The sequence below is a fragment of the Streptomyces aculeolatus genome (genome assembly GCF_020400605.1).
Lineage (GTDB): Bacteria > Actinomycetota > Actinomycetes > Streptomycetales > Streptomycetaceae > Streptomyces > Streptomyces aculeolatus.
This window is the reverse complement of the sequence record NZ_JAINRD010000002.1, coordinates 149,814-161,376: the sequence shown is the minus strand read 5'-3', so window position 1 is coordinate 161,376 and position 11,563 is coordinate 149,814. Positions and strand designations below refer to the sequence as shown.

The 11,563-nt window shown below is 70.8% G+C and carries 9 protein-coding genes and 1 pseudogene; all 10 read left to right on the top strand.

The annotated features are described in order from the left end of the window. The first annotated feature begins 3 nt into the window (after positions 1-3). The 10 genes and pseudogenes from LG396_RS04965 (at position 4) to LG396_RS04920 (ending at position 11,561) form a co-directional block, all read left to right on the top strand. A complete protein-coding gene (locus LG396_RS04965; protein ID WP_225793752.1) occupies positions 4-411 on the top strand; it encodes a hypothetical protein in 408 nt (135 codons plus the stop codon). A gap of 2 nt (positions 412-413) precedes the next feature. Then, complete coding sequence (locus LG396_RS04960; RefSeq protein WP_225793751.1) at positions 414-863, top strand: hypothetical protein; 450 nt, start codon at positions 414-416, stop codon at positions 861-863. 129 nt (positions 864-992) lie between these two features. Beyond that, on the top strand, positions 993-4,883 hold the full coding sequence (locus tag LG396_RS04955) for a hypothetical protein (protein WP_225793750.1): 3,891 nt from the start codon (positions 993-995) through the stop codon (positions 4,881-4,883). Beyond that, positions 4,880-8,554: a hypothetical protein gene (locus tag LG396_RS04950; RefSeq protein WP_225793749.1), complete on the top strand. Its 3,675-nt coding sequence runs from the start codon at positions 4,880-4,882 to the stop codon at positions 8,552-8,554. Before LG396_RS04955 ends, LG396_RS04950 begins: the two co-directional genes overlap by 4 nt. A gap of 12 nt (positions 8,555-8,566) precedes the next feature. Next, positions 8,567-9,091, top strand: a complete 525-nt coding sequence (locus LG396_RS04945) for a hypothetical protein (protein ID WP_225793748.1) — start codon at positions 8,567-8,569, stop codon at positions 9,089-9,091. Positions 9,092-9,102: 11 nt separating this feature from the next. Continuing rightward, positions 9,103-9,348: a hypothetical protein gene (locus LG396_RS04940; protein ID WP_225793747.1), complete on the top strand. Its 246-nt coding sequence runs from the start codon at positions 9,103-9,105 to the stop codon at positions 9,346-9,348. Further along, a pseudogene (locus tag LG396_RS04935) lies at positions 9,345-9,893 on the top strand (glycoside hydrolase family 25 protein); the annotation flags it as partial. The gene LG396_RS04940 and the pseudogene LG396_RS04935, both read left to right, overlap by 4 nt. Before the next feature lie 329 nt (positions 9,894-10,222). Next, the gene (locus LG396_RS04930; protein ID WP_225793746.1) at positions 10,223-10,528 is read left to right on the top strand and encodes a hypothetical protein; all 306 of its coding nucleotides are present in this window, start codon (positions 10,223-10,225) and stop codon (positions 10,526-10,528) included. A 14-nt stretch (positions 10,529-10,542) separates the two neighbouring features. After that, positions 10,543-10,890 (top strand): hypothetical protein, encoded by a 348-nt coding sequence (locus tag LG396_RS04925; RefSeq protein ID WP_225793745.1) that lies wholly within the window; start codon positions 10,543-10,545, stop codon positions 10,888-10,890. Continuing rightward, the gene (locus tag LG396_RS04920) at positions 10,887-11,561 is read left to right on the top strand and encodes a collagen-like domain-containing protein (protein ID WP_225793744.1); all 675 of its coding nucleotides are present in this window, start codon (positions 10,887-10,889) and stop codon (positions 11,559-11,561) included. The genes LG396_RS04925 and LG396_RS04920 overlap by 4 nt, the downstream gene beginning before the upstream one ends. The last annotated feature ends 2 nt before the right edge of the window (positions 11,562-11,563 follow it).

Sequence of the window (11,563 nt, the reverse complement as noted above, 5' to 3'; positions counted from 1 at the left end):
ACCATGGCGAAGGAGAGCGGCCTCGGCTGGACGACTGCGTCGGTCGACGATGCGTCCGGCACCCCGCAGGCCATCAAGAACGACTTCACGAACCTGCAGTACGCGACCCCCCGCGGCGTGCAGGACGTGACGGGCATCGACAAGAGCGCGTACGAGCGGCTGCTGCTGCTCGCCGACTTCTCGATCACCCTGAACGGAGTGTTCAACGACGCGGCGAACATGTCGCACGCCGTGTTCAAGACGGTGCCGTCGACCTCCGTGGCGCGCACCACCACCCTGACGGTGTCTGGGCAGACCCTCGCGAACGAGGTGCTGTACACGGACTACCCGCTGACCCGCGCGGACTCGGGCGAACTCACGTTCGCCGTGCCCGGGGTCCTCTCGGACGGCACCGTCCCCACCTGGAGCTGACCATGGGCTACCGCAAGACCACCCGCCGCCTGAGGATCTCCCTCCAGGACCACAAGGAGTACGGCGTCGTCGACGACGGCGAAGAGGCACCCCTCGCGTACGCACGAGGCAAGTCCCTGGAGGAGTACCTCGTTCTGGAGGGGCTCTCCGACTCGGACGACGGGGACACCCGCAGCGTTCTTGTCCGTCAAATGGAGGAGTTCGGGGACTCCCTCATCTCCTGGAACCTCGAAGACGAGGGCGGGAAGCCGCTGCCGTGCAACCGCAAGGCCCTGTTCGGTATCGACAACGACCTTGCGATCGCGCTCGCCACCGAGTGGATGGAGATTCTCGGGGGGAAGGTGGACGCCCCTTTGGCCGACAGCTCGCCCTCTGGCGGGCCGTCCCCGGTGGCGTCGATTCCGACGGAAACCCTGTCCGAGCCCCTGCCGCCTACGAGCGTGCCCGCCTGATCCTCGGCCTGCTGCAGAGGTTCCCCGGCTACACGCTGACCACCCTCCTGCGGGAGGACGTGGAACTGCTGCACCTGCTCGAAATCGAACGCCTCGGAGGAGGCCAGGACACGGAGGGAGGGGAGGGCGTTGGCGAATGACGTGGAGATCCGCGTACGGGTCGACAACGACACCGCGCGCGGCCTGGCGTCCGTCAACGCCTCCATCCGCACCCTCGGCGCCCACGCGGCGGCGGCCGACCGGCACCTCGCCGGGCTGAGCAGCCGCACTCGGACGCTTCGCGACGACACCGACGCGCTCGACGCGAGCATGCGGCGCCTCGGTGGCAGCCTCGCCGGCGCCCGCGGCGGCCTGGGTGGCCTGTCGGGTGCCGCCGGCCGCGGTGGCGACGGCATGAACAAGCTGAAGGCGGCGGCGATTTCCCTGGCGCCGGCTCTGGTGCCGATCGGGGCGTCACTGGTGCCGATCGCCGCGGGCGCTACCGCTGCCGGTGTGGCGGTGGGCGCGTTCGGGCTCGCGGTCGCGGGGCAGGTCCCCGCTCTGTCCCGCGCGTCCGAGGCGCAGAAGAAGTACAAGGACGCCGTCCGCGAGCACGGGAAGACGTCGGCGGAGGCGGCGAAGGCGCAGACCGAGTACCTGCGGGCGCTGAACGCGATGCCGGCGCCGACGCGGCAAGCCGCGCTGGCGCTGGGGGTGCTGAAGGACGACTACAAGGAGTGGTCGAACCTCCTCGCCGGAAGCGCTATGCCCGTGGCGACGAAGGCGTTCGCGAACTTCGGGGCGCTGCTGCCGCGTCTCTCCCCGGTCGTACGCGGCGCGTCCCGCGAGTTGGACCGGCTGATGACGGTCATGGGTGGCGGGATCCAGTCGGCCGGCTTCGAGCGGTTCATGAACAGCTTCGCGGCGTTCTCCTCGGGCGCACTGCGGAAGGCCACCGACGGGCTGATCTCCTTCTCCCGGGCCATGGACAGCGGCACCGGCCGCGGGCAGATGGCCGAGTTCATGGACTACGCCCGCACGAACGGGCCGCTCGTGGGCGAGACGCTGCGGAACCTCGCCCGCGCGCTGACGCACCTCGTGGCGGCGGCGGCGGACACCGGCGTGAGCATGCTGACGGTCGTCAACGCCTTCGCGAAGATGGTCAACGCGATCCCCACCGACGTGCTGTCGACGCTGCTGCAACTCGCCGTCGCGTACAAGGCGGTGACCCTGGCGGCGGCTGGTCTCGGGGCGGCGAGCACGGCCATGGCCGCGTTCACGGGGCGCGCCACGGCGATGCGCGCGGCGTCGACTGCGGCCGGCGGCGGTCTGGCGGGGTTGTCGGCGGCGTTCGGCACGCTGTCGCGGGGCGCGAAGATCGGGCTGGCGGCGGCGGCCATCGGCGGTCTGCTGGTGGTGCTGAACAAGCTGAAGAACGACAAGCCGGCCATCGAGGTGGACGCGCTCGGCACCGCGCTGAACACCCTCGCGACGAGGGGCAAGGTCACCGGCGAGCTGAAGTCCAATCTGGAGGAGATGTCCCAGTCGATCGCCATGGTCAGCAAGGGCGCGTCCGACAACCGGTTCGCGAAGCTGACCAGCGACTTCGGCACGTTCGTTGGCCTCGCCAAGGGGCCCGGGATCTCCGACGCCGCGAAGAACGTCGACGCCTGGGACAAGAGCATGGCGAACCTCGTGCGGGGCGGGGACGCGAAGACGGCGGCGGCGCAGTTCGAGATCCTGAAGAAGGCGTGGCGCGCCGGCGGCGGCGACATGGGCCAGCTCAAGCAGCACACGAACGACTACCGCAATGCGCTCGCGGACATGAAGTTCGAGGCGAAGCTCGCCGCGGAGTCTCAGGGGTTGTTCGGCCGTCAGGCGCAGTCGACGCAGCGTGCTCTGGCGGCGCAGAAGGCTTCGGCGGATGGGCTGCGGCAGTCCCTCGTCGCGTTGAACGAGACGCAGCGCGCGGGCTTGGGCGGGATGATCGGCTTTGAGCAGGCGATCGACGACGCGGCGAAGGCCGCGCGCGAGAACGCCGGTGCCTTGAGCATGTCCGGCGGCCGGCTGAACCTCAACTCGCAGAAGGCCCGTGACGCGGCGTCCGCGCTGCAGGACCTGGCGACGAAGACGGATGAGGCGGCTACGGCGAGCCGGGCGTCGACTGGGGCGTGGGCAGGGGCCAACCGCGTCTATGCCCGGGGCCGCTCGGAGTTGATCCGCCTCGCGGTGCAGATGGGGCTGAGTCGGGCGGAGGCGCGGCAGCTCGCCTCGCAGATCCTGAAGATCCCGGATAAGAAGACCCGGATCCGCATGGACAAGGAGGACGCGGTCAAGGGCCTGCGCGAGGTCAAGGCCGCGATCCAGAAGACGCCGGGCGCGAAGTCCGTCAAGGTCTCCACGCTCAACAAGCAGGCGATCGCGGCGCTGGAGGCCGTTGGGCTGAAGACGAAGCGTCTGCCGAACGGCAAGACGGTCGTCACCACGAAGAACGGGCAGGCGATCGGGTCGATCGGGGAGGTCCAGCGGGCGCTGGCGAACATCCCCCGGACGATCAACACCACGGTGACGACGACGTACCAGATCCGCGGGCACAAGAGCATCCCGTCGGGCACCTACTACGGCAGCACGGCGGGCCGGTCGGCGGACGGCAACATCTACGGACGGGCGTACGCCGACGGCGGGATGGAGCAGCACGTCGCGCAGATCGCGCAGCCCACGTACCGGCTGTGGGCCGAGCCCGAGACCGGTGGGGAGGCGTACATTCCGATGTCGCCGGCGAAGCGGCCGCGGTCGCTGGCGATCCTCGATGAGGTGGCGGACCGGTTCGGGTTCCGGCTGGAGGAGCAGGCGAACGGCGGGATCCAGTCGTTCGCGAGCGGCGGGTTGACGGACCGGCAGCGGCGGGCGCGGGAGCGGCGCAAGGAGGAGTTGCGGCGGATCCGCGAGGCCCGCGGCGAGCTGTCCGGGGCGTTCGGGATCAGCCGCTTCGGGCAGCGGGCGGGGTACTCGCGGGACGCGTTCGAGAAGCAGCTCGCGGGGGCTGGCTCGGTGGGCGATCTGGTGTCGAACCTGAACAAGTGGCGGAACGCGATTCGGCGGGCTGCGGAGGGTGGCGCGGAGCGGCGGCTGCTGCGGGGCATGGACCGCACGGGGGCGGCGCTGATCAAGCAGGAGCGGAACCTGAACCGGGTCAACGATCAGTTGTCGAAGGCGAAGGACAAGCTGTCTGACCTGCGGCAGTCGGCGTCTCAGCTCAGGGACTCGGTGAAGTCGGGCATCGTCTCCAGCGCGAACGTGACCGGCGTCATGGAGCAGACGAACGGGCGGATCCCCACGGCCGGGCTCATCCTCAGCCAGTTGCAGACGGACCGGGACAAGTCCGGGAAGCTCGCCGGCGCCCTCGCGACGCTGAAGAAGCGGGGGCTGGACAAGCGCCTGATCTCGGAGATCGCGGAGGCGGGCATTGAGGGCGGCGGGCTGGAGACGGCGCAGGGGCTGCTCGGTGCGGACAAGGCGCAGATCAAGCGCATGAACTCGCTGCGGTCGCAGATCGCGTCGAACGCGGGGAAGGTCGGCGACGTCGCGCGGGACGCGATGTACGGCGCGGGCATCAAGGCGGCCGAGGGCCTGGTCCGGGGCTTGCAGAAGAAGCAGAACGCGATCGAAAAGCAGATGCTCAAGATCGCCCGCGCCATGGAGAAGAGCATCAAACGCGCGCTCGGGATCCGGTCCCCGTCCAAGGTCACCGAGGGCATCGGCGACATGACCGCCGAGGGCTTCGCGCTCGGTGTCGAGCGGAACCGGCGGGTGCCGCGGGCGTGGCAGTCGCTCCTCGCCGCGCCGGCGGCCCCGGGCGCGGTGTCGGCGATGCCCGCCGCCCGCCGCGGTGGCGACGGCGCCGCGCTCTCGCCGGTGCCGGTGATCCTCCAACTCGACGGCCGGGAGGTCGCCCGCGGCGTGTTCGACCCGATGCAGGGCGAGATCCGCCGCCACGGCGGTGACCCGAACGTGCTCACGCGGAAGGTGGTGTTCCGGTGACGTTCCCCGAGAGCCAACTCGACCTGCACGTGGAGATGCAGCTCGGCGGCGTGTGGACCGACCTCGGCGGCGACCCGCGCGGCCTCGACGGCACCACGGCAATCGAGATCAAGCGCGGCCGGGGCTCGGAGTCCGGCGATGTCGAGCCGGGCACGTGCACGATGACGCTGGACAACCGCAGCGGGAAGTACAGCCGCCGCAGCCCGCTCAGCCCCTACTACGGGCAGTTGGGCCTGAACACGCCGCTGCGCGTGTACGCGAACGAGGGCGAGAGCTACCTGTCGATCGCCGACTTCTCCGGCGACCGCGCCTCCACCCCCGACACCGCCGCACTGGACATCACCGGCGACATCGACGTCAGGATCGAGTTCCGCCTCGACTCTCCGTTCGCGTCCGGCACGCAGTGCCTCATCGGCAAGTACGACACCGCAACCAACCAGCGCAGTTGGCGGCTGCTGCTGGTGAACAGCGGACTTGCCTTCGCGTGGTCCTCGACCGGTGCGGACTTCTTCTCTGCGACATCATCGGCGGTGCTGCCGATACCCCCGTCGAAGCGGCTCGCGGTGCGCGCCACGCTGGACGTGAACGACGGCGCCGGCGGCTGCGAAGTACGGTTCTGGTGGGCGCCGACGATCGACGGGCCGTGGACGCCTGTGGGCGAGCCGCAGAACGGCGCGTTCACCACGAGTGTGTTCGCGTCCACGGCGCCGCTGGACGTGGGGCAGATTCAGACGCTCGTGGCGTTCGCGGCGCCGCAGGGGCAGATCCTCGCCGCGGAGGTCCGCAACGGCATCAACGGCACGGTGGTCGCGACGCCGGATTTCACCGCGCAGACGCCGGGCGCGACGAGCTTCGCGGACTCCACGGGGCTGACGTGGACCCTCGCCGGTGACGCCACGATCAGCAACCGCAGGCAGCGTTTCATCGGCGAGGTCTCCGAGTGGCCGGCCGAGTGGACCGAGGGCGGCAAGGACTCCACCGTCAACATCACCGCGTCCGGTGTCCTACGGCGCTACCAGCAGCCCGGAGACCCGCCCATACGCTCCGCCCTCACCCGCGCCATCACCGACGCCGAGCCGCTCGCGTACTGGCCCATGGAGGACGAAGCCGGCGCCACGCAGGCGGCGTCCGGGCTGGAGGGCGGCGCCCCGCTCGCGGTGACCGGGCTGACGTTCGGCTCGGACGACACCCTGCCCGCCGCCCTGCCGCTCCCCACGGCCGCCGACACCGCGACCCTCAAGGGCACCGTGACCGGCGCGACCGCCGGCGGCTGGCACGCCGAGTTCGTCTACCGGCTCGACAGCCTGCCTGCCGTGACGACGACGTTCCTGCGAGCGAACCTGTCCGGTGCCGGCTCGGCGGTGTCGTACGTGCGTGTGCGGATCGACAACACCGCGGTCACCGCGGAGGCGCGCGACAACGCCGACACCGTGGTCGCCACGGGGTCGTTGACGAACGCCGACGCCCTCGACGCGTTCGCGGGCGGCGTCTGGCGCCGGTTGCAGCTCTTCAGCTACGTCTCCGGCGGCACGACGAACGTCTGCATCGGCTGGCGCGCGGTCGACGACTCCTCGAACTGGTTCACGTGGACCAGCTACAGCGGCGCGGCCGGCGCCATCACCGGCGTGCAGACCACGTGGTCCGGGCTCGACGGCATGGCCGCCGGGCACCTGTCCGCGTGGGACACCGGTGGCGTCGCGACGAACGACCCGGGGATGGACACGTACGACAACGCCGACGAGGCGTGGGCCGGGGAGACGGCGCTCGCCCGGATGAGCCGGGTCGGCTCGGCGGAGGACGCGACGCTGCTGACAGGCTTCTACGACGGCGACCAGAACAGCGCGTCGGAGGCGGTCGGGCCGATGCTCCCGGCGCCGATCCTCGACGTGATCCGCAGCGCGGCCAACGTGGACGACGGGGTGCTGTTCGAACCGCGGGACGGCGCCCTGGCGCGGCTCAACTACCGGGACCGGGCCACCCTGTACAACCAGGCGCCGACGCTGACGATCGACTACACCGGCGGCTCCGGGCTCGTGTCGCCACTCCAGCCGATCGGCGACGACCAGACGACGCTGAACGACCTCACCGTGCAGCGCGAGAGCGGCAGCTCCGGGCGGTACGTGCAGGAGACCGGGCCGCGGAACGTGCAACTGCCGTCCGCCGACCCCGAGGGCGTCGGCCGGTACGCGGACAGCCTGAGCCTCAACCTGGCCACGGACGCGCAGTGCTACCCCCACGCCGCGTGGCGAGTCCACAAGGGGGTCGTGGACGAGGACCGGTTCCCGCTGGTCAAGCTCAAGCTCCAGTCTGCGCCGTCCACGATCACCGCGGCGGCTGAGGTCGACGTCGGCGACCGCGTGCAGATCGTCAACGTGCCGTGGGACCGCTCGCCGTACCTGGCGCCCGAGCCGATCGATCTGATCGTCGTCGGCTACACGGAGCGCCTGGCGCAGTTCGCGTGGGAGATCGACCTCGTGTGCGTCCCGGCGTCCCCGTACACGGTCGGTGTCGTGGAGGACGTGCTCCTCGGGCACGTCGACACGGACGGCTCGGAGCTGTACGCCGCGGCCACCTCGTCGGCGACGGAGCTGGAGGTGCTCACCACCGACAGCGACCCGTGGACGGTCGGCAGCCTGGCGTACACCGGGGAGACCGCGACCGCGGTCGGCTACTCGGCGACCGCGGACTACCTCGTGTGCGCGGACGCGGACGCCGCGGACATCACCGTGGGCGACGAGGTGCGCCTGTTCACCGCGGCGGGCGATCTGCGGGAGCCCACCGTCTTCGAGGTCACGGCGCTACCGTCGGCGTTCGGGTTCACGAACGTCGAGTTCACCCCCGACGCCGCGGCGGTCACCGCGCCCGGCGAGGAGTTGCGCGTCCTCACCACCAGCGGCCACGGCGACGACTTCCCGATGGACCTGCGCGTCGGCGGCGAGATCGTCACCTGCACGGGCATCACCTCGTACGCCTCCGACTCGTTCACCCGCTCGGTGTCGAACGGGTGGGGCACCGCCACCTCGGGGCAGGCGTGGACGTCGACCGGCGAGGCCGCGTCCGACCGGGCGGTGAACGGCACGCGCGGCACGATCACCCTCGCCGCGAACGTCGCCAACACCCGCTGGCAGCGGCTGCTGAGCATGACGGACTGCGAGGTGCAGGTGTCGATCTCGCCGAGCGCGCTTGCCACCGGCAACTCGTTCCTCCCGGCAGTCCTGTTCCGGTACCAGTCCGGCAGCGCGTTCTACCGGGCCCGGCTGCGGCTGCTCACGACGGGCGCGGTGCAGATCGAGATCGTCAACGTCACCACGGTGGTGGGGAGCACCGTCTCCACCGGCCTGACGTACGCGGCGAACGATGTGCTCTGGGTCCGCGCGCGGATCGAGGGACAGACGATCTCCGCGCGGGTGTGGAAGGACGGCACCCCTGACCCGATCACGTGGCACGTCTCGGAGACCATCCCGTCCGGGGCGTTGACCAGCGGCGACGTGGGGGTGACCGCGTCGGCGTTCTCCGGCAACACCAACGTCTCACCGGTGCTCTCGTTCGATTCGTTCGAGGTGCTGAACCCGCAGCGGTTCACCGTGACGCGCGCCGTGAACGGCATCGAGAAAGCCCAGTCCGCCGGCGCAGACATTGCGTTGGCCTACCCGTCGACCATCGCTCTCTGAAAGAGGTCCGCTGTGCCGTACGTTGTGCCGCCGCCCGGCCGCCGCCTCACCAACTCGCTGCTGCGCTCCATGGTCGGCGAGTGGCAGACCTACCCCGTCGCGTGGTCGGCGGACACGGGCACCACCACCCTCGGCAACGGGACCCTCGTGGGCCGCTACGTCATCATCGGCGGCCTGTGTAAGTTCGCGCTGCGCCTGGAGTGGGGCACCACGACCACGCAGTCCGTGTCCACCGCCAACTGGAAGTTCAGCCTCCCCACGGCGCCCTACACCGGCGACGGCAGCACGTTCCAGCCGGTGGAGGCGTGGATCTACAACGCCGACGACAGCGGAACGGCGTCCCGGTGGACGTCACGCGCCTACATCAACGCGGCCGGCACCGTCGAGTTCATCGTCCCCAACGCGTCCAGCGCCGTCGTCGACAGCGCCACCAACCCCACCGCCACCGGCGGCAGCACGACGACCCTGCGGCCCGGCGGCGAGGCGTGGGCCATCAACGACCGCCTCAACCTCTACGGCTCGTACGAGATCGCTTAAGGAGTCCGCATATGGCGTACGGAGCACCCCAGGGTCCGCTGTACCCCGTCTACCGGGTGTCGTTCCGGCCCGACGGGATCACGGCGCAGTACCCGATGGGGTTTTACATCGAAGTGCAGCCCGACGAGACGTTGCCCGAGGACGCCGATGCGATCTTCCAGAAGCTGCTGGACATGATCGATTCGCATCCTGACTTCTATCTCACGGACTCCCCCGAGAAGCGGTACACGCACCGCCAGGTGGTGACCCCGTCGTGATCAAGGGCATTGACGTCTCCGCGTACCAGAGCGAGACGTACACGACCAGCGGCTACGACTTCGTGATCGTGAAGGCGACCGAGGGCCGCACGTACATCAACCCGAAGCAGGCCGCGCAGGTGGCGCGGGCCCGGGCGGCGGGGCTCGTGCTCGGGTTCTATCACTTCCTGTGGCCGGGGAACATCAAGGCGCAGGCGGCGTACTTCGTGGAGAAGTGCGCGTCCCGGCCGGGCGACATCCTCGCGTGCGACTGGGAGCACACCAGCTCCGGGCCCGCGGCGACGAGCGCGGAGAAGGACGCCTTCATGCGGGAGGTGAAGCGGCTCCGCCCCGACCACCGCGTGATCTTGTACTGCAACGTCGACTTCTGGGTGAACCGCGACACCTCGTCGTACGACGGCGACGGCCTGTGGATCGCGCAGTACAACGGCCGCCCGGGTGACCCGAGCATCCGCGCGAAGTGGCTCATCCACCAGTACACCAGCAGCCCGCTGGACATCAACGTCGCGCAGTTCGCCTCCCGGGCAGCGATGCGCGCATGGGCCGGCGGCACCAGCACACCCCCCAAGGAGGACGACGTGCCGATCACCGACGCCGACGCGAAGAAGATCGCGAAGGCTGTGGCAGACCTCGACGCCTACCCGGTGCCGTGGGAGTCGGACAACAAGGACAACCAGCTCAAGAACGCCGTCGCCAGCATGTGGCGGATCGTGTACCGCACCGAGGCCGAGGTGAAGGCGCAGCGCGCCACGATCGACAAGCTCGTCGACGCCGTGGCCGCCGGCCCGGGCGCCGACTTGGAGGCGCTGAAGCGGGAGATCCGCGAAGCGATCGAAGGCGTCACCGTGCGCCTGTCCGTAGAGGAGAACTGACCATGTACGTGATCTTCGCCAACTTCATGCGCACCGCGATACCGGCAGCCGTGGGCATGGTGCTCACCGTCTCCGGCGCCCTCGGCCTCGACGTCGACTCCGGCACCGCCGGCGCGGTCCTCACCGCGGTCCTGACCGCGGCCTACTACACGGCATTCCGGCTCGTGGAGGGTTACGCCGAGAAGGTCGACAACGCCGTGTTGATGACCCTCGCCGGGGTGCTGCTGGGCTGGGCCCGGCCGCCGGAGACCGCGCCCGCCGCGGCCGGACGCCGCGTCGAGTCGGTGCCGCCGAGCGAGAAGCTCTGACCAGGGAGCGATGAGTGGCCGATGAGCCGACCCTCGGCGAGGTCGTACGCCGCCTTGAGCACGTCCACCTGGACCTCAAGGAGGACTTCCGCGACCTCGCCGGGCGCCTCGACTCCAAGGTCAGCATGGAGCGGTACCAGCTCGAACAGCAGGCAGGCCAGGAGCGGGAGCGACAGCTCGCTGAGCGGCTCCGCGCGCTGGAAGAGGCGCGGGAGAAAGAGCGGGAGGAAGCCGAGGCGGAGCGGCGTCGGACCGCGGACCATCGGCGCCAGGATCGGCGGCTCGCGTTCACGGCGCTGGTGGCCCCCGTGCTGCTGATCTTGTTGCAGGTCTATCTCAACTCGCAGGGAGCGGGAGCGTGAACGGCGGGCACGTAAGCCGGGACCAGATACAGCGACGCAAGGACATCGCGTTCGCCGTGGCCGTGCTGGTGAGCATCGGGCTGTTCATGCTGCTGGTGGTGTGGGTGCAGAACCTCGCCGGCGACCTCCGCGATGCCAACCGCGACCGGGACGCGCTCGCCGCGCAGGTGGAGCGCCTTGGCGGCACACCGGTGGCCGGCGACCCGGGAAAGGCGGGCGAGCGCGGCGAGCCCGGGGCGGCAGGCACGGACGGCGCCGCGGGCTCGAAGGGCGACAAGGGCGCGCCCGGGGAGAAGGGCGAGCCGGGCGCGGACGGGAAGCGCGGCGGCGCGGGCCCGGACGGGCCGGCCGGTCAGCCCGGGGAGCCCGGCGAGGACGGCGCCCCGGGAGCGGCCGGCGCCAACGGCACCGACGGCGCAGCCGGGCCGACCGGTGCGCAGGGCCCGCAGGGGGAGAAGGGCGACCCCGGGGCGCAGGGCGCGCAGGGCCCGCGCGGCGAGCAGGGGCTGCCGGGGCCGGCGTGCCCGACCGGCTACAGCCTCCAGGCGCCGGCGTGGGACCCGGACGCGTTGGTGTGCCGGCGGGACGGGGCGCCGGCGGACGACGGGCCGGGGAACGGGCAGGGGCCGCTCGCGTTGGCGTTGGATCCGAACCGGCGGCAGTACGGCTGACC